Consider the following 17940-nt stretch of genomic DNA (forward strand, 5'->3'; position numbering starts at 1 on the left):
ACTGGTCGGCTGCCGTGGATTCGAGAAGGAATTCTGGCGTCGGGCCGCGGCGCGGGACAGGCACAAGCTGTGCAGCGTCCGCCGCGCCGGTTGCACACCCTGGTCCGCCGCGCAGGCCGCGCCCACCACCGCCGACAGCACCGTCCGTAGTCCCAAATTCACACCTCTGAACTGCGGTGATACGATTAACTACGAGCGGCAACTCTGACATAGCGCCCCTGCGGCGTCAACGGTCGGGAGAATGACCTGATGGTGACCATGCGCGAGATCGCGCGAGCGGCGGGCGTGTCCCAGGCGGCGGTGTCCTACGCGTACAACCGCCCGGCGAAACTGTCCGAGACGCAGCGGCGGCACATCCTCGACACGGCGGCGCGGCTCGGCTACGCCGGACCGAATGTGCTGGGCGCGGGGCTGCGCGCGGGCAAGGTCGGCGCCATCGGCGTGATGGTGATGGACAGCCTGGAGTACGCCTTCACCGACCCGTCGACGCGGGCTCTGCTCGAAGGCATCGCGCAGAGCCGCAAGTTCGACGACCACGCGCTGACGCTCGTCCCGCTGCCGCGCTCGCCCGTCGCCGCGGACGACGGGCTGCCCGATCAGGCTGCGCTGCAAGGGATCGTCGACGGGATGATCGTGCACTGCCTGCCGGACGACCACCGGTCCCTGCGGACCCTGCAGTCCCGCGGGCTGCCGATGGTGGTCGTCGACGCGCCGCTGCTGCCCGGCGTGCCGCGGGTGTGCGTCCAGGACCGGCTCGCCGCCCGGGACCAGATGCGGCACCTGCTCGACCTGGGCCACCGGAAGACCGGCGTGCTGGCCGAACGGCTCTCCCCCGACGGCCGCCGCGGCCTCGCCGGGCCCGGCCGCCGGGCCGAGGCCACGGAACGGGTGGTGCGCGAACGCGTCGCCGGCTACCTGGACGTCGCCGCCGGGCCGGTCCCGGTGATGGAGGCCGGGGGCTTCGACCGCGCGGCCGGGACCGCCGCCGCGCACGAACTCCTCGACACCGCGCCGCTCACCGCGATCGCGGCGACCTCGGACACCATGGCGATCGCGGCGCTGGAGGCCGCCCGCGCACGCGGGTTGCGAGTGCCGGAAGACCTGTCGGTGATCGGGTTCGACGACGCCCCGGACGCCGAGCGCTGGTCGCTCACCACCATGCGCCAGCCGATGCGGGAGAAGGGCCGGATCGTCGCGGAAATGCTGCACGACCTGCTGAACGGACGCACCCCGGCGGAGACGGTCGAACTGCCGGTGGACCTCGTCGTGCGAGAAACCACTGCCGCGCCCGCGGGATAGCCCTTGCGCCGGTGCTGAAACGCTTGCCTCGCCTTCGTTTCCGCCGAAGAACCGATCGTCCTTTGTTGTGGCTGAGGTGGACCATGCCCGAAATCCTGACCGCGCGCACCGCTTTGCGACTCGAGGTCTTCCAGCGCACCGTCGCCCGCGTCTACGCCGGTGAGCAGCACCTCGACCGGCCGGTCCGGTGGGTGCACACCGGCGAGATCCCGGACATCCACCGTTTCCTGAGCGGCCACGAGATGCTGCTGACCGCGGGTCTCGGCATGGGCGACACGCCGGAACGGCAACGGGCGTTCGTCAAGCGAGTCGCGGACGCGCGGGCGTCCGTGCTGGTGGTCGAACTGGCGGGGCGGATGTTCGACGAGATGCCCGCCGCCGCGATCGAGGAGGCGGAGGCGGCCGGGCTGCCGCTTGTCGGGCTCCTGGACGAGATCCCGTTCGCCGAAGCGTCGGCACAGGTGCACGAGATGCTGGTCGAGGGCCGGGTTGCGCAGTTGCTCGCGGAAGAAGAAGCCGGGCAGGCGTTTCTCAATCTCCTGCTGTCCGATCAGGACTACCTCGCGATGGTCGAGGAGCTGTCCCGCCGGACGGGAATGCCCGCGGTGCTGGAAAACGTGGCCCACCAGATGCTGGCCTACGCGGGCGCGACCGCCGAATCCGACGCTGTCGCCGAGGACTGGGCAGCGCACTCTCGCGCGATGCACGAACTGCACCGTCCCGCCATCACCGACGGGTCCGCCGCGCCGGTCGCCAAGGCGGGCTCTTTCCGCGAGGTCGCCGCTTGCGCACGCAGACCTGTCGTCCTGCGCGGCGAGTCCTGGGGCTGGCTGCATCTGCTCCACGGGGCCGCGGCACCCGCGCCAGCCGATCTCCACGCGCTGGAAAGGGCTTCCGCCGCGGTCGCGATCAGCCTGCTCAGCGAACGGGAAAGCGGAGCACGCTCAGCGCAGCGGCAGGGTGCGCTGCTGAATCGCCTCATGCTCGGGGAAATCTCCGGCGAGGACTTCGTCCGCCTCGCCCGCGCCCTCGGCCGGGATTTGCGCAGCAAGACCCTGGTCGTCTTCGTGTCCGCGCTCCACGATTCGCCCGATCAGTCCCCGGTCCACTCCGCGGACTCCGTCCTGCACGGACTGGACGCGAGCGCCGTCGTCGGAGACCTTGGCGATTTCGCCCTGTCCGTCGTCGCGCCCGGCCGTCGGACGACCGCGGCGGCGATCGAAGCAGCACTCGCCGGAGCCGGACATTGGGGCGGAGTGAGCCGAACCGTACCGGCGGCAGCGTTGCCCGCCGCGGTCCGGCAAGGCCGCAGTGCCGCGGCGGCAGCCTCCGCGACCTCCGCCGGCCATTTCCTCCATTTCGACGACCTTGGTGCCCTCCGGCTGCTCGTGACGCTCGCCGAAGGCCCCGAACTCGCCCGCTACGTCGAAGACGAGATCGGCGCGCTCCTCGCCAACGACGCGCAAAGCACGAATCCCCTGCTGCCCACCCTGCGAGCTTTCCTGGACGCGGCGGGCAACAAAGCCCGCGCCGCGGAGATGCTTTTCGTCCAGCGCCGGACGTTGTATTACCGGCTGGATCGCATTTCTGCGCTGCTCGGGCTCGACCTGAGCAGCAGCGAATCACAGCAACGCCTTCAACTGGCGGTGCGCGGACACGACCTGCTCCGCCGCCCGGTCGCGCGCCGCCCCTGAACGGCTGATTCAGCGGCGGAATCGCCTCGCGACAGCCGATTTCGAACGCGGTGCGGGGATCACCGTCGAGATCCCGCGCGACATCTCCCTCGCATCGAACCAGGGCCGCGCCGCCCCTGCCCGAGCACGGCTGAGAGATCGCTCCCGCTGGTGGCTCGACCAACCGCGATCTTCATCGGGCTGACCTGCGGGAGGACAGCGCGAGGACGAGACGGGGACGGATCCCGGCAGCGTAGTGCTCGTCCGGTCGCCCGCTCCGGTGGCGACCGCTTCGAGGGGAGAAACCCACATGCCCACGATCCGCTCCGCAGTGGCTCTCGCGGCCGCCGTGGCCGGCGCCGCCGCAGGCACCGTCCTCGCCGCGGCCCCGGCCTCCGCGGCCACCGCGCCGTGCCCGGCCGGCTACTACTGCTTCTACCAGGACGCCAACTACAACCGCGGCACCACCGGCTGGCATCTCAACTACAACAGCACGCAGTCCGGGGACTTCAACAACCCGCCCGCGTCCAGCGGCAACAAGCGCAACCAGCTGTCGTCGATCATCAACAACGGCAACCGCACCATCTGCGTCTACAACGACGTCGTGCTCGCGCCCGACAAGCTGCTGATCAAGGTCCCGCCGTACGGGGACGTGCCGAACCTGGCCAACATCCCCGGCGCCAACGACAACGCCGACTACTGGAAGATCAACGCCTGCTGATCCGGAACGCGGGAGCCCTTGCCGAGCAGGGGCTCCCGCGTCTTTCCCCAGCGGCTCAGCCAGTCCGATCCGAGCCCTCTCCGCGAACGGCCTCCGCACCGGCCGGCACCGGCCATCGCTCTTCGAGCCGCCCCAGTTTCCACACTCCGATCGCGATCGCCCAGCCGAGGACGAACACTCCGACGATCCCGAATCCCATCCGGTTCACGTCGAGTCCGGCGATCCAGTCCCAGAGCCCGCCGGTCAGCCCGAGCTTTTCCGCCAGCACCGACAGCAGTTCGACGGTGCCGATGAGCAGCGCGACCGCGACGGACAGGCCGGTGAGCGTCAAGTTGTAGTAGACCTTGCGCAGCGGCTGCGACAGCGCCCAGCCGTAGGCGTAGTTCATGAACGAGCCGTCGATGGTGTCGAGCAGCGACATGCCCGCCGCGAAGAGCACCGGCAGGCACATCACGGCGTACCAAGGGAGTCCGGCGCCCACGCTCGTGCCCGCGAGCACCAGCAGGGCGATTTCGCTGACCGTGTCGAAGCCGAGCCCGAACAGGATACCGACCGGGTAGATCTGCCACGGCGCGGAGATCGCGCGCATCGTCCGGCGGAGGATCCGGGTGAGGAACCCGCGGTTCTCCAGGTGCGTGTCCAGTGCCGCCTCGTCGCAGTCGCCCCGGCGCATCCGGCGGAAGACGCGCACGATCCCGGCGAGCACGACCAGGTTGACGATGCCGAGCAGCCACAGGAACCCGCCGGACACGACCGTGCCGATCAGGCCGCCGAACGTGCGCAGCGGCGACCCGTCGTCGGTCAGTTCGATGCCCAGCGTCCGGATCCCGGACGCGAGCAGCAGCGTCAGCACGACCACCACGGTGGAATGCCCGAGCGAGAACCAGAATCCCACCGAGAGCGGGCGTTTGCCCTCGGCGATCAGCTTGCGCGTGGTGTTGTCGATCGCGGCGATGTGGTCGGCGTCGAAGGCGTGCCGCAGCCCGAGCAGGTAGGCGGTCAGCCCGGTTCCCGCGCCGAACACCCCCGCGCCGATCCGGTAGTGGCCCGGGACGACGAGCAGGAGCAGCACGCCCCAGCCCACGACGTGCAGCAGGGCGATGAACGCGGCCATCCCGCCGACGTGCGCCCGTTCCCGGCGCGACAGCCGGCGGCGCGCGGCGGGGCGGGTACTCGCGATCGACGTCATCGGGCATCACCTCGGGTTTCGGGCGCGGGCTGGTCCGCCGACCGACGATAGGCCGGCCCGGACCCGGTTCTCGCCGTGCGATCGGGCGCGCCGTACCTGTCCGGGCGGGCAGGTACCGCGGACTCGCTCGCGGTCCGCGACCGCGCACCTGGCCGATCGGGCAGGCGGACCCCGTCCGATCGTGCCGAGCGGGGTCTCCGGTCGGCCGGGATCGGCCCGCGCCGGGTTCCCGGACCGCGATGGCGCGCCTAGCTTTCCGGTTGTCCGTGCTCTTGCCAGAGCAGCCGCCCGCCGCACGCACGTCGCCCGGACGTGCCGAGAGGACCAGTGCGATCATGCAGGTCGATGAGCTGTTGAAACCGTTTCCCATCAAGGAGTTCCACCCGTTCCCGCGGGCGCTGCTCGGTCCCGGCTCGCACGAGCTGATCGGGCCGGAAGCCCTCAAGATGGGGTTCAAGAAGGTGCTCGTCATGACGTCCGGCCTGCGCGGGACGGACATCGTGCACAAGATCGTGGAGTCGATGAAGTACCACGGTCTCGAGGTCGTCGTGTACGACCAGGTGGAGTCGAATCCCAAGGACTACAACGTCATGGACGCCGTGACGCTGTACCAGGAGAACAAGTGCGATTCGTTCGTCTCGATCGGCGGCGGTTCCTCGCACGACGCCTGCAAGGGCGCGCGCATTTCGGTCGCGCACGACGGCCGCAACGTCAACGAGTTCGAGGGCTTCAACAAATCCGAGAACCCGAAGAACCCGCCGCACATCGCGGTTTCCACCACCGCGGGCACCGGTTCCGAGACGTCGTGGGCTTACGTCATCACCGACACCACGACCGATCCGGAGAACCCGCACAAGTACGTGGCGTTCGACGACGCGTCGGTGACGACGCTGGCGATCGACGACCCCGTTCTCTACTACGACTGCCCGATCGACTACACCGCACAGTGCGGTTTCGACGTGCTGGCGCACGCCTCCGAACCGTACGTGTCCCGGCTGAATTTCGAGCCGTCGCTGGGAAACGCGCTGCACGCGATCAAGCTGACCGGCCAGAATCTGCGGGCCGCGGTGTGGAACGGCCAGGACCTGGCCGGCCGCGAAGGCATGATGTACGCGCAGTACATCGCCGCGCAGGCGTTCAACTCCGGCGGACTCGGGATCATCCACTCGATCTCGCACGCGGTGAGCGCGTTCTACGACACCCATCACGGCCTGAACAACGCGATCGCGCTGCCGCGGGTCTGGGCGTTCAACATGCCGGCCGCGTACAAGCGGTTCGCTGACATCGCCGAGGCGCTCGGCGTCGACACCTACGGCAAAACCGACGTGCAGGCCGCCGACGCCGCGCTCGCCGCGGCCATCCGGTTGCTCCGCGACGTGGGCATCCCGGAGAAGTTCACCGACGTCACCGCGGACTCCTACTCGAAGAACCGGCTGGGCCAGGGCCCGACCAAGTACTACGAGCGGGCGAAGGTGATCAAGGGCGACGACGCCGACGTCGACCGCATCACCAACCACGTCCTCGGCGACGCGTGCACCCCGGGCAACGCCAAGGAGTGCACCTTCGACACGGTCCGCCCGGTCGTCGACCACTGCCTCAACGGCGATCTCGACGACCTGCTCGGCTGATCCCGCGCGGCGGGGCTCGCTCCGGCCCCGCCGCGCTTCTTCCCGACTTCGACGCACCGGAGGCGACGTGCCCACCGCAATCCCCGACCACGCCCGGTTCGGCTCGATCGAAGAGGTGGCCGACCGGTTCGCCGGCGCCGGCTACATCGCGGACCGCCGGCTGGCCGCCACCGTCTATCTGATGTCCGCATTGGACAAACCGGTGCTGCTGGAGGGCCCGGCCGGCGTCGGCAAGACCGAACTGGCCAAAACCCTCGCCGCGGTCACCGGCCGCAGGCTGCTGCGGCTGCAGTGCTACGAGGGCCAGGACGAGACGAAAGCCCTCTACGAATGGGACTACGGCAAGCAGCTGCTCTACATCCAGATGCTGCGCGAGAAAATCGGCGACGTGATCGCCGACGCGCCGGATCTGGCCAGCGCGGTCGCCCGGATCGACGCGCAGGACAGCGTGTTCTTCTCCGACCACTTCCTCGCGCCGCGACCGCTGCTGGACGCGGTGCGCGGCGAGGAACCGGCGGTGCTGCTGATCGACGAGGTTGACCGCGCGGACGAGGCGCTGGAGGCGGTGCTGTTGGAATGCCTCGCGGAGTACCAGGTTTCGGTACCGGAGGTCGGCACCTACGTCGCGAAGGTCCCGCCGCTGGTGGTGCTCACCTCCAACAACACGCGCGACCTTTCCGCCGCGCTGAAACGGCGTTGCCTCCACCTGTTCCTGGACTACCCGGACACTGAACGCGAACTGGAGATCCTGCGCTCCAAGAAAACCGGGCTGCCCGACGCGGCCGCGCGCACGCTCGTCGAGGTGGTGCGGAAGCTGCGCGGGCTCCGGCTGCGCAAGAGCCCGAGCATCTCCGAAACCATCGACTGGGCGCGCACGCTCGCCGTGCTCGGCGTCGAAGAGCTGTCGCCGGAAGTCCTGGCCGAGACGGCGAATGTGGTGCTGAAGTACGAACGCGACCTGGGGCGCGCGTTGCAGGTGCTGCCGGATCTGGTCGACCCGAACCGGGAGCTGCCCGCCGAACTGCCGCACAGCCACGGCCACGGTCACGGGCATGGCCACGGCCACGGCCACGACGGCCATTCGCACCACGAGGACGACGGAGGCCGGGCGGCGCGGCTGGCCAAGGACCAGCCGGGCCGCCACGACGAGAACTACTACGGTGCTCCGGGCTCCGGCCCGGCGCAGCGGTCGAGCGGCGGTCAGGGCGGACGGGCGTTCGAGGCGTTCACCCGACGGCGTCCGGTCTGAGGCGGCGGCCGTGGAGAGCAGCCTGCACCGGTTCGTGCGCCTGCTGCGCCTGTTCGGTTTGCGCATGTCGGTTTCCGAGGCGACCGACGCGATGCGCGCGGCGGCCCAGTCCGGGGTTCTCGCCGAGCGCGCCACCCTGCGCGAGGCGTTGCGGATGACGCTGGTCAAGGACCAGCGGGACGACGAACTGTTCGAGGAAGCGTTCGACGCCTACTTCTCGCTGCGGGAAATCGAGCGGCTGCGCGAAGAAACCGGGCACGGGCACGGCCACGACGACCTGTCCGACACCGGCGAACTCGAAACGTTCACCGTCTCGCCGGAGCCGTCCGAAACCCCCGAGCAGGGGCACAGCCACGGCAAGCCCGCCGACATCCGGGACTACTTCGACCAGCAGGACCTGGCCCAGCAGTACAACCTGCACCAGGAAGCGAACAAGATCGACCTGGCCGCGATGACCGATGAGATCGTGCTCTCGAAGGACAGCGCGTCCGGCGGCACGGCCGCGCCGAGCGTGCAGCTGGAAACCTCGTCGCTGCACAACGCCGGGGTGCCGGGCAAGCTCGCGCCCGCCACCGGGCGCCGGCTCGACGTCGAGCTGACCGTCGCCCAGGAGAACGCTCTGCTCGGCTGGCTGAACGATGCGGAGGAAGACCTCGCGCAGCTGCCGCCCGGGCTGGCCGGGGTGCTGGAAGACCTTCCGGAGCTGCTGCGGCGGCATCTGGAGAAGCTGGCCGAACTCGCCGAAACCGCGGTCGAGACACGGGTCGTCGAGGCGGCGCGGGCCGAGCGGGTCGACGAACGCGAGCGCGCGCAGCTGGAAGAATCGTTGCGGCGCTTGGCGCACACCCTGCGCGGCGCGCTGACCAGCCGCAAGCGCAACACGTTGCGCGGCCGGGTGCATCCGGCCCGCACGATGCGGCGGAACATGCGCTACGACGGCGTGCCGTTCCGTCCGGTGACAGTCACGCGGGCCGAGGACAAACCCCGGCTGCTCGTGCTCGCCGACGTTTCGCTGTCAGTGCGCGCCACCGCCCGGTTCACCCTGCACCTGGTGCACGGCCTGCAGTCGCTTTTCGGACAGGTGCGCACGTTCGCGTTCGTCGACGAACCGGCCGAGATCACCGAACTGTTCGCCGAACACCCGCTCGAACGCGCGCTGGGCCTGGTTTTCGACGGACTGCCCGCGGGCGGGCTGCTGGACGTCGACGCGAATTCCGACTACGGACGGGCGTTCGAGCAGCTGATCGAGGATCACAGCGCCGCGCTGAACCGGCGCACGACGCTGCTGGTGCTCGGGGACGGCCGCGGCAACGGCAACGATCCGAAGCTCGAAGTGTTCGAGGAAATCACCCGGCGCGTGCGGCAAACCCTGTGGCTGACCCCGGAACCGCGGTATTCGTGGCGGCTCGGCGGATGCGATCTGCCCGCGTACGCCGAGTTCTGCGACCACGTGCAGGTCGCCGCGGATCTGGCCGGACTCGACCGGGCGGCGTTCCGGCTGGCCGAGGACGTGCTGGGATGACGACGACCGCGCCGAGCACCGCCGGACGCTTCCTCGACCCGCTCGCCCCCGTCCTCGCCGGGGCGTATTTCGCGCGGCCGCTCGCCGTGATCCGGGAAACCGACGGGCAGGGCGGCCCCGCGCCGCTGGTCCGGACCGAGCACTTCAGCCTGCACAAGGACGGCCGACGCGTGGAACTGCGGCACCGGCTGCGCCCGGAGGACCTCGACAACGACCTGGCCGGGCTGCTGGCCGACGAGCTCTTCGCACCCGGCTGGCTGTCCGGGGCCGAGGTTTTCGAGCACGCCTTCACCGGCGTCGTCAAGTCCACTGTGGACGATCCGATGCGAGCGTGGCTGCGGTTCTACGACAACACCCTCCACCGGATCCGTGCGTGCCTGCGAGAGCCGCCGCGCCTGCCCGGCCGCTCGGTGATCGCCGGATTCGCGCCGGTGTATGAGCACGCGCTGCGCCTCACGCCGCCCGGACGCGTCCTGGACCTCGGCTCGTGCTTCGGTTTTTTCGCCCTGCTGCTCGCTGGACGCGGCCGCAACGAGGTGGTCGCCTCGGACGTGTCGGCCGGCGCCATGCAACTGCTCGAGGCCTATGCGGCACGCCGGGACCTCCCGGTGGAAACTCTCGTGTGCGACGCGGCCCGGCTGCCGTTGCCGGACGCGTCCGCGGACACCGTGACCTTGCTGCACCTGCTGGAGCACCTGGACCCGGACGTCGGCGAGGAAGTCGTGCGAGAGGCGACACGGCTGGCGCGCGGGCCGGTGGTGCTCGCCGTGCCGTTCGAGGACGAGCCCGCCGAGGAGTACGGGCACGTCCGCGTCTTCGACCTGCCCGCGCTGCGCCGGCTCGGGGTCCGCTCGGGCCGCCGGTTCAGCGTGCACGAGCACCACGGCGGCTGGCTCGTGCTGCATCCCCGCTGACTGCCGCGCAACGGTGCGCGGCGACCTAAGGAGGAAGTGATGACTGCAGCGGAAATCGACGTCCCCGTTTCCCACGCGGCCGCCGAACCGGACCCGGCTCCCTCGCCGCTCGGCGGCGATCCGGCCCTCATCGGCGTGCCGACCTTCCTCGTCGGCTCGATCGCGCTCGGGCTCACGCTGGTCGGCTTCGTCCCGGCCGCCGCGGTCGGCGCGCCGCTGGCGATCATCCTCGTCGCCACCGGGATCGGCCAGCTCGTGTCGGCGGTGTGGGCGGCGGCTCTCGGGCAGAACGCGGTCGCCGGCATCTTCGGCGTCTTCTCCGGCTTCTGGCTGAGCTACGCGGTGCTGGTGTTCGGCCTGCTGCACAGCTGGTTCGCGGTCCCGGCCGCGAACGTCACCGCGACGCAGGAGCTGTTCCTGATCTCGTGGCTCGTGACCATCGTGCTGCTCACCCTCGCCACGCTCCGGCTGCCGCTCGCGTTCACGCTGCTGTTCGTGCTCGTCGACGTGGCGCTCGCGCTGGTGCTGACGGCCACGGCCCAGGGCTCCGCCACGCTGCAGACTGCAGGCGGCATCGGCGTGTTCGCGTTCGTCGCGGTCGGCGTCTACCTGTTCTTCCACGTCGCCTCGCTGGCCACCGGCGGAAAGGGGCTGCCCCTGGGCCGTCCGGTGGTCGGCTGAACCCGGTCCGGCCGGTCCGTCGCGTGGTGTCGTCCGCGGCGGGCCGGCCGTCTCAGATCACGCCCGCTTTGCTGGCCTCGTAGACCGCTTCGGCCCGGCTGCTGGCGTCGAGCTTGCGCATGATGTTGCGGACGTGGAACTTCACCGTGGTCTCGGAGATGTACAGCTTGCCGCCGATGACGCGGTTGCTCAGGCCGTTCGCCAGCAGCCGCAGCACGTTCAGCTCCCGGTCGGTGAACGACGGCCGTTCGCGCGCCACCCGCATCGAACGCGCCATCGCCGCCGCGGACCGCGAGTCGAACGCGCTTTCGTTGCGCGCCACCGCGCGGATCGAACGCAGCAGCTCGGTGGTGTCCACGTCCTTGACCACGTAACCGCGCGCGCCGTGGTGGACCACGTCGACCACCAGCGCGTCGTCGAGGAAGGTCGTCAGCACGAGCACTCCCAGGTCCGGATAGCGCCGCGTGAGCCGGGCGCACAGGTCCAGCCCTTCGGTGTCCGCGCCGGTGGACAGCTTGAGGTCCAGCAGCACGATCGACGGCCGGGCGGACTCGATCACCGCCAGCGCCTCGTCCGCGGCCCCGGCCTCGCCGACGACCTGCAGGTCGGTTTCGCGCTCCAGCAGCGAGCGCAGGCCCTGCCGGACGATCGCGTGGTCGTCCACGAGCACGATCCGCACGGGCCCGGCGGCCTCCGCGGGCACAGTCTGCTCAGCCGTCATCGGGCGCCTCCCATTCCGCGGGCACCGGCAGCGGCACCCGGACCTGCAGGCGGATCCCGCCCATCCGGGAGCGGCGGATCGTCAGCTCCCCGCCCAGTTCCTCTGCTCTGGCCAGCATGTTCGCCAGGCCGCGGTGCCGCCCGGAAAGGTCCGCCGCCTTCGTCAGCCGCAGCGCCCGGCGGATCTGCGCGGGATCGCCGTCGCCGTCGTCGGACACGCTGAGCACCACGGCCGAGCCGTCCGGCCGGTACTGCAGGCGCACCAGCGCGCGCTCGGCCTTGCCGTGCGCGGCCGCGTTGAACAACGCCTCGCCGGCCATCCGCACGAGCGACTGTTCCGCCCGCGGCGGCAGCGCCACCGGACTGCCCGCGACCCGCACCTGGACCGACAATTCGGTCAGTCCATGCACAGTGGACAGACGTTCCAGCAGCACCGGCAACGGGCCGGGCGTTTCGCCGGAAGTGTGGTGCAGCGCGTAAATCGACGCGCGCAGCCGCTCGACCGCCTGCCTCGTCAGCTCCTTGGCGGGCGCGAGCTGCCCGGCGATCTCCGCGGCCCGGCCGCCCAGCGCGGCCAGTTCGGCCCGGCAGACCTCGATCGTCATGCCCGCGCCCAGCACGGACTGCGCCACGCTGTCGTGCAGTTCGCGGGCGATCCGGTGCCGTTCGTCGTCGAGCACCTGCCGCTGCATGACCTCGACCAGGCGTTCCTGCGTCTGGGCCAGCTCGGCGCTGCGCGCGGCGAGGTCGCGGGCCTGGCGTTCGGCGGCCTCGGACAGCCGTTCGGTACGGCCGCGCAGCTGGGCGGCGGCGTGGAACAGGAACGAGTTGTGCAGCGCGACCGCGGCCTGGTTGCCCAGCACGCGCAGGATGGCGACGTCGGTTGCGGCGATTTCCAGACCCGGCGCGGGCCGGGCCACGATCCCGCCGACCGGCTCGTCGTCCAGCGTCATCGTCGCGCGGACCAGGCCGTCCCGGTGCGGCCACCCGTCGAGCTCCCACGGCCGGGTCCGCAGCACGTCGAGATGTTCGAGGACCTCCTCGGGAACGTCTGCCCGGTCGTCGACGATCGTCCCGCCGACATTCAGCACGAACCTCGGCCGCGCCGCGCGCAACGCGCCGTCCGCGACCGCGAGCAGCAGCCAGTCCGCCTGCAGGTGCTCCGACGCCGCCCGCAGCACCGCTTCGACCAGCGCCCGCGGCCCCTCCGCGGTGCGCACGAGCGCGCGGGAGATGCCGTCGAGCGCTTCGACCGCCCGCGAAACCCGTTCGGTCGAGCGGATGTACTCCGGATAGAACGACCGCTTGCCGGACCGCACCCCGGTCAGGACGCCCAGGTCGGCCGTGGTTCGTTCGGGATCGTTCACAGCGCCGCCCGGAACAGCGCCTCGATGTCCTCCACCCGGGCCTGGCGCGGGTTGGTCGCCAGGCACGCGTCCTTCATCGTGGTGCGGGCCAGCGTCGGGATCTTGTCCTCGGTGACGCCCAGCCCGGCCAGTCCGCGCGGCACGCCGACCTCGTCGGCGAGCCGGCGGGCGCGGTCGGCGAGCAGGTGCGCGGCTTCGAGCCCGGGCAGGCCCGCGGTGTCGATGCCGGCGGCCGCGGCGAGCGGGACGAACCTCTCCGGCTCGCGCGCGGCGTTGAACCGGATCACGTGCGGCAGCAGCACTCCGTTGACCACGCCGTGCGGCGCGTCGAGCAGACCGCCCACCTGGTGGCTCATCGCGTGCGTGGCGCCGAGGATCGCGTTGGTGAAGGCCATCCCGGCCTCCAGCGCACCCTGCGCCATCGCCGTGCGCGCCTCGGCCTCGCGCGGTTTGAGCTGGGTGCGCAGCAGGTTGCGGGTGATCAGGCCGACGGCCTGCAGCGCGTGGTTGTCGGTGAGCGGGTTGTGCGCCTTGGAGACGAACGCCTCGATGCCGTGGGTCAGCGCGTCGAGGCCGGTGGCCGCGTTGAGCAGGTCCGGCATCGTGGTCAGCAGCCGCGGGTCGATCACCGAGATCTCCGGCACCAGAGTCCGGCTGATGATGGTGATCTTGACGTGCTGGCTGGTGTCGGTGACGACGGCGAACTGCGACACGTCCGCGCCGGTGCCGGAGGTGGAGGGCACCATGACGGTGGGCGGGATCGGGTGCACGACCTTGTCCACGCCCTCGTAGCCGAGGATGCGCCCGCCGTTGCCGGACAGGATCGCGACGCCCTTCGCCGCGTCGATGCACGACCCGCCGCCGAGGCCGACGATCACGTCGCTGCCGCTTTCGCAGTACTGCTCGAAGGCGCTCTGGATCTCGTGGTCCTTGGGGTTGGGCGTGACGCCGTGCCAGACGACCGGGGCCAGCCCGGCCAGCCGCAGGTGCCCGACGGCCTCGTCGACCCAGCCCGCCTCGATCAGCCCGGGGTCGGTGACCAGGAACGGGCGGCGCGCGCCGACCCGCAGCGTGCAGTGGCCCAGCTCGGCCAGGGAACCGGGTCCGAAGACGATCTCCGGGGCGTGGAACTTCGCCAGCCCCGCCGGTTCGCGCGCGGGGTGCGCGCCGACGGCCTGCGGGCCGGACAGCTCCCCCGGCCCGCCCTCGCCCGCCCCGTGGTCCATGGTGATCGCAGCGCCTTCCGCGAGTCGGAGCATCGGGACCTCCCGACCTGCTGAGGAGCGTGATGCCTGCACGAGGGTAACCCCTCCGCCGCCCGGCGGAGGGCTCTCCAGGGTAAGCCCCCGCCGGCGGCGGCACCCCCTCCTTCGCGGCCGTGCGCACCTGTCCGATCGGACAGGTGCGCGCGGCGGGGGCGCTTGCGAGGATCGATGGCCGGCACGCAAGACGACGACGTCGGGATGTCCATGCACGAACTCGATGCGCTTCGGCGGCGCAGGATCGATCTCGAACAGCGGTGGGCGGAGGTGGTGCCCCGGCTGCGGCAGGCGCCGCGTGCCGATTCCGGCGACCTGTCGCTCCGCCACGAGGTCACCGAATCGTGGATCAGGTCGCTGCCCACCGTCGACCCCGCGACCGGCAGCGCACCGGTCGCCGACGGCGGCGTGGTCCGGCCGCGCTGGGCCGGGTCTCCGCTGCGCGAGCCGGTGCGGCGCGTCGAGGACGAACTGCGGACCGTCGCCGACGACGCGGGCTTCATCGCCGCGGTCACCGACGAGACCGGCACGATCCTGTGGACCTGCGGCGGCCGGGTGATGCGCAGGCGGGCCGAGCAGGTCAACTTCGCTCCCGGCGGGCGGTGGGACGAAACGGCGATGGGCACCAACGCGCTGTCGCTCGCCCTGCGCACCGGACGGCCGAGCGCGGTGTTCTCGGCCGAGCATTTGGTAGCCGCGCTGCACGGCTGGGTCTGCTACTGCGCGCCCATCCGGGACGCGCGGGGCCAGGTGCTCGGCGTCCTCGACCTGTCGAGCACCTGGGACCGTTCGCATCCGCTAGCGATGTCGACGGTGCGGTCGCTGGTCTCGGCCATCGAGTCCGGGCTGCCCGCGGTGTCCCCCGCCGGGCTGCGGGTGTCAGCGCTGGGAGTAGCCGCCGCGGTCCGCGACGGGGTGCGGTTGAACCTGCGCCCGCGGCAACTGGAAATCCTGACGCTGCTGGCGCTGCAGCCGGAGGGGTACTCCCTCGACGCGCTGCGCGAAGCGCTGTACGGCGACCGGATGGTGAGCACGACAACGGTGCGCGCGGAGGCGTCACACCTGCGCAACGCACTCGGCGGCGTCCTCACCGCCCGCCGCTACGCCTCAACGGTGCCGATCGAATGCGACGCGGTGGACGTGCTGAAAGCGTTGGAGCGCCGGGATTTGGACACAGCCGTGCGGTTGTACCGCGGTCCGTTGCTGCCGCAGTCGGAAGCACCCGGCATCGTGCGCTGGCGAGACCACCTCGAAGTGACCATGCGCGAAGCGGTGCTCGCCAGCGAGGCACCGGAACCCGCACTGGCCTATGGCGAACGTGCCTGGTACGACGCGGAAATCCACGAACACGCCCTCGGCTCGCTCCCCCGCGACGACGCCCGCCGAGCCATCGCCGCCGGCCGGCTCGCCGTCGCCCGGCAGGAGTGACGCCGGACGCCAACCCCGTGCCAACCTTCCGCGCGCATCGTGAGCCCCGTCACGGCGACCGGCGAGGAAGGGGAAACGGTGGAAGGACAATCCGGGACGGCGAGCGGGCCTTTCGTCCGGGTGCGGATCACCCGCGCAGCCGAGGACCTGATCCTCCGCCTGCGCCTCCGGCACGGCCCGCTGATGGTCCAGCAGACCGGCGGCCGCGGCGACGGAAGCGAGCCGATGTGCCACCCGCACAGCGAATTCCGGCTGGGCCGCTCGGACGTCCTGATCGGCGAACTGGCCGGCGGCACGCCGTACTGGATGAGCGCCGACCAGTACGAACACTGGCGGCACAACGACCTGACTGTCGACGTCGTGCCCGGCCGGGGGAACGAGTTCTCCCTCGAAGCCCCGGAAGGAGTCCGGTTCCAGGTCCGGTCTAGGGTGCTGCCGGGTCATGGGTAGACGTCGTTGCCGTAGATGGACGTGTCCATGCGGCGGTCCCGCGGTTCGGGATCGTCCATCCTTGAATGCGCGCTGGTGCCTGCCAGAATCCCGTTCGCGCACGCGCTCACCGCCGTCGTGCTCGGCGACTACCAGAAATCTCGACCTCGGCTTCGTCGCCAGCCAGCCCGGTCTCTCGCTGCACTGCCACCAGCAGCTGCACAGGAACTACGGCTTCATGCCCCTGCTCAACCGCACCTGACCGCAGCGGCACCGGCCATCCCCGGGAGACGTCGCGGCCGACGAACCCCGCAGCGAACATCACGGGTCCCGGCGAGCGCGGCACGACGGCGAACGGGAACGTCGCGGCCCGGCGGCGAGGTCCACGCCCAGCCAGCGTGCCCTCGGCATCCCCGACTCGACGCAGAGACCGCACCGGCCTGGGCGCGCCGTAGGCGGTCGTCGACACCGGAGGTTCGGCACCCCGAGCACCGCTCGGCGGAGAGCCCTGCCCGCGGAACTGCCTCAGACCGCACGCGTTCGGGTGTCCATACGGGCAGCCAAGCTCGTCCAGCCGAGCGGACTGGGTGCGGGGTTCTGCCATGGAGAACCCCCGGAATCCGCCGGCGGACTAATGCCGGGAGCTCTCGCGTTCGCTGAAGAGATGCCCCATGCGTTGCTGTTTCGCTGCCAGGTAACGAAGATTCGCCGACGTGGCACCCACCGTCAACGGAAGCCTCCGCAGGACGGTGACCCCGCCCGCTTCCAAATCCCGGATCTTCCCGGGATTGTTGGTCAGGACCCGCGTCCGCGCGATCCCCAGATCTCGCAGGATGGCCGCGGCAGCCCCGTATTCCCGCGCGTCGGCCCGTTCGCCCAGACGGAGGTTGGCGTCCACTGTGTCCAGTCCGCGATCCTGAAGCTCATACGCCGCCAGCTTTTTCGCCAGTCCGATACCCCGCCCCTCGTGCCCGCGAAGATACACCAGCACCCCGCCGTCACGGCTGATCCGGGCGAGGGCGGCGTCCAATTGCGGGCCGCAGTCGCAGCGGGCGGAGGCCAGGGATTCGCCGGTCAGGCATTCGGAGTGCACGCGTACGGTCGCCTCGTCGCCCGGTTCGCCACAGATGAGCGCGACATGGTCGGCACCGGTGCGCAGGTCCAGATAGCCCACCGCGCGGAAGCGGCCGTACCGGGTCGGGAGCTCGGTTTCGGCGGTTCGCGCCACGCGCGGCTGTTCACCGGCCGGAAGCGGATTCCGCAGCCGATGGGAGATCAGGTCCTCGATGCTCAGCGCGGGCAGGCCGAACCGGCGCGCGAGGTCCGCGACTCCGGGGCCGCGGAGCATTGACCCGTCGTCGGCCGCCAGTTCCGCGATGGCCGCGACCGGTGGCACGCCCGCGAGCCGGCACAGATCGACCGCCGCTTCGGTGTGTCCCGGTCGCTCCAGGACGCCGCCGGGTCGCGCGCGCAGCGGGAGGACGTGCCCGGGGCGGGTGAAATCCGCGGCGGCGGCCGCCGGGTCGGCCAGCAGTCGCAGGGTGCGGGCGCGATCGGCGGCACTGATTCCGGTGGTCACGCCGGTCTTCGCGTCCACGGTCACGGTGTAGGCGGTGCCGCGCGCGTCCTCGTTGCGCTCCACCATCAGCGGCAGCCGGAGGTCTGCCGCGCGGTCCGGGGGCATCGGGGCGCACAGCAGTCCGGAGGTGTGCCGCACGGTCCACGCGACCCAGTGCGCCGACGCGGTGTGCGCGGCCAGCACCACGTCGCCCTCGTTCTCGCGGTCGGCGGCGTCGGTGACGAGCACCGGCCTGCCCTCGCGCAGCGCGTCCAGCGCCATGGTCATTCGGTCCATGGCCCA

Annotated in this window: 15 protein-coding genes; 10 read left to right on the plus strand and 5 right to left on the minus strand. The window is 71.1% G+C overall.

Going from position 1 to position 17940, the window contains the following annotated elements; genetic code table 11:
• Positions 1-249: 249 nt before the first annotated feature.
• The 3 genes from EIZ45_RS21270 to EIZ45_RS21280 all read left to right on the plus strand — a co-directional run bounded on the left by EIZ45_RS21270 (position 250) and on the right by EIZ45_RS21280 (position 3693).
• A complete protein-coding gene (locus EIZ45_RS21270) occupies positions 250-1299 on the plus strand; it encodes a LacI family DNA-binding transcriptional regulator (RefSeq protein WP_134666203.1) in 1050 nt (349 codons plus the stop codon).
• An 83-nt stretch (positions 1300-1382) separates the two neighbouring features.
• Entirely contained in the window at positions 1383-2993 is a 1611-nt protein-coding gene (locus tag EIZ45_RS21275; RefSeq protein WP_134666201.1) for a PucR family transcriptional regulator, read from the plus strand.
• Between the two features lie 289 nt (positions 2994-3282).
• Positions 3283-3693, plus strand: coding sequence for a peptidase inhibitor family I36 protein (locus EIZ45_RS21280; protein ID WP_043838119.1), 411 nt, complete (start codon positions 3283-3285; stop codon positions 3691-3693).
• A gap of 55 nt (positions 3694-3748) precedes the next feature.
• On the opposite strand, the gene EIZ45_RS21285 is transcribed toward EIZ45_RS21280, so the two are convergent.
• On the minus strand, positions 3749-4882 hold the full coding sequence (locus tag EIZ45_RS21285) for a HoxN/HupN/NixA family nickel/cobalt transporter (protein ID WP_134666199.1): 1134 nt from the start codon (positions 4880-4882) through the stop codon (positions 3749-3751).
• Positions 4883-5217: 335 nt separating this feature from the next.
• Between EIZ45_RS21285 and mdo the strand changes: the two genes are divergently transcribed.
• The 5 genes from mdo (at position 5218) to EIZ45_RS21310 (ending at position 10876) form a co-directional block, all read left to right on the plus strand.
• Positions 5218-6510 carry an NDMA-dependent methanol dehydrogenase gene (mdo, locus tag EIZ45_RS21290; RefSeq protein WP_134666197.1) on the plus strand — a complete coding sequence of 431 codons (1293 nt, stop codon included), beginning with the start codon at positions 5218-5220 and terminating at the stop codon, positions 6508-6510.
• 67 nt (positions 6511-6577) lie between these two features.
• Positions 6578-7759: a MoxR family ATPase gene (locus tag EIZ45_RS21295; protein ID WP_134666195.1), complete on the plus strand. Its 1182-nt coding sequence runs from the start codon at positions 6578-6580 to the stop codon at positions 7757-7759.
• A 10-nt stretch (positions 7760-7769) separates the two neighbouring features.
• Positions 7770-9281, plus strand: a complete 1512-nt coding sequence (locus EIZ45_RS21300; protein ID WP_043838123.1) for a VWA domain-containing protein — start codon at positions 7770-7772, stop codon at positions 9279-9281.
• Positions 9278-10195: a mycofactocin oligosaccharide methyltransferase MftM gene (gene mftM / locus EIZ45_RS21305; protein ID WP_134666193.1), complete on the plus strand. Its 918-nt coding sequence runs from the start codon at positions 9278-9280 to the stop codon at positions 10193-10195. Before EIZ45_RS21300 ends, mftM begins: the two co-directional genes overlap by 4 nt.
• 39 nt (positions 10196-10234) lie before the next feature.
• Positions 10235-10876 carry a GPR1/FUN34/YaaH family transporter gene (locus tag EIZ45_RS21310; protein ID WP_043838127.1) on the plus strand — a complete coding sequence of 214 codons (642 nt, stop codon included), beginning with the start codon at positions 10235-10237 and terminating at the stop codon, positions 10874-10876.
• A gap of 52 nt (positions 10877-10928) precedes the next feature.
• Here EIZ45_RS21310 and EIZ45_RS21315 read toward each other — a convergent pair whose 3' ends face one another.
• Genes EIZ45_RS21315 through EIZ45_RS21325 form a run of 3 tightly spaced genes read right to left on the minus strand, consistent with a single transcriptional unit; the run spans position 10929 to position 14222 of the window.
• Positions 10929-11597: a response regulator transcription factor gene (locus EIZ45_RS21315; RefSeq protein WP_037814409.1), complete on the minus strand. Its 669-nt coding sequence runs from the start codon at positions 11595-11597 to the stop codon at positions 10929-10931.
• On the minus strand, positions 11587-12963 hold the full coding sequence (locus EIZ45_RS21320; protein ID WP_134666191.1) for a sensor histidine kinase: 1377 nt from the start codon (positions 12961-12963) through the stop codon (positions 11587-11589). Before EIZ45_RS21320 ends, EIZ45_RS21315 begins: the two co-directional genes overlap by 11 nt.
• Entirely contained in the window at positions 12960-14222 is a 1263-nt protein-coding gene (locus tag EIZ45_RS21325) for an iron-containing alcohol dehydrogenase (protein ID WP_200864500.1), read from the minus strand. The genes EIZ45_RS21320 and EIZ45_RS21325 overlap by 4 nt, the downstream gene beginning before the upstream one ends.
• 174 nt (positions 14223-14396) lie before the next feature.
• On the opposite strand from EIZ45_RS21325, the gene EIZ45_RS21330 reads away from it, so the two are divergent.
• Positions 14397-15650 (plus strand): GAF domain-containing protein, encoded by a 1254-nt coding sequence (locus EIZ45_RS21330; RefSeq protein ID WP_205670095.1) that lies wholly within the window; start codon positions 14397-14399, stop codon positions 15648-15650.
• 78 nt (positions 15651-15728) lie between these two features.
• Entirely contained in the window at positions 15729-16100 is a 372-nt protein-coding gene (locus EIZ45_RS21335) for a DUF779 domain-containing protein (RefSeq protein WP_051173043.1), read from the plus strand.
• A gap of 610 nt (positions 16101-16710) precedes the next feature.
• On the opposite strand, the gene ribA is transcribed toward EIZ45_RS21335, so the two are convergent.
• Positions 16711-17934 carry a GTP cyclohydrolase II gene (gene ribA, locus EIZ45_RS21340; protein ID WP_134666189.1) on the minus strand — a complete coding sequence of 408 codons (1224 nt, stop codon included), beginning with the start codon at positions 17932-17934 and terminating at the stop codon, positions 16711-16713.
• Positions 17935-17940 lie beyond the last annotated feature (6 nt).

The organism is Amycolatopsis sp. CFH S0740 (assembly GCF_004522315.1).
Classification (GTDB): domain Bacteria; phylum Actinomycetota; class Actinomycetes; order Mycobacteriales; family Pseudonocardiaceae; genus Amycolatopsis; species Amycolatopsis nivea.

Bases quoted from the DNA above. Each gene is read 5' to 3' on its own strand.
- EIZ45_RS21270 (WP_134666203.1), top strand. From the start codon at position 250: ATGGTGACCATGCGCGAGATCGCGCGAGCGGCGGGCGTGTCCCAGGCG.
- EIZ45_RS21275 (WP_134666201.1), top strand. From the start codon at position 1,383: ATGCCCGAAATCCTGACCGCGCGCACCGCTTTGCGACTCGAGGTCTTC.
- EIZ45_RS21280 (WP_043838119.1), top strand. From the start codon at position 3,283: ATGCCCACGATCCGCTCCGCAGTGGCTCTCGCGGCCGCCGTGGCCGGC.
- EIZ45_RS21285 (WP_134666199.1), bottom strand. From the start codon at position 4,882: ATGACGTCGATCGCGAGTACCCGCCCCGCCGCGCGCCGCCGGCTGTCG.
- mdo (WP_134666197.1), top strand. From the start codon at position 5,218: ATGCAGGTCGATGAGCTGTTGAAACCGTTTCCCATCAAGGAGTTCCAC.
- mftM (WP_134666193.1), top strand. From the start codon at position 9,278: ATGACGACGACCGCGCCGAGCACCGCCGGACGCTTCCTCGACCCGCTC.
- EIZ45_RS21310 (WP_043838127.1), top strand. From the start codon at position 10,235: ATGACTGCAGCGGAAATCGACGTCCCCGTTTCCCACGCGGCCGCCGAA.
- EIZ45_RS21315 (WP_037814409.1), bottom strand. From the start codon at position 11,597: ATGACGGCTGAGCAGACTGTGCCCGCGGAGGCCGCCGGGCCCGTGCGG.
- EIZ45_RS21325 (WP_200864500.1), bottom strand. From the start codon at position 14,222: ATGCTCCGACTCGCGGAAGGCGCTGCGATCACCATGGACCACGGGGCG.
- EIZ45_RS21330 (WP_205670095.1), top strand. From the start codon at position 14,397: ATGGCCGGCACGCAAGACGACGACGTCGGGATGTCCATGCACGAACTC.
- ribA (WP_134666189.1), bottom strand. From the start codon at position 17,934: ATGGACCGAATGACCATGGCGCTGGACGCGCTGCGCGAGGGCAGGCCG.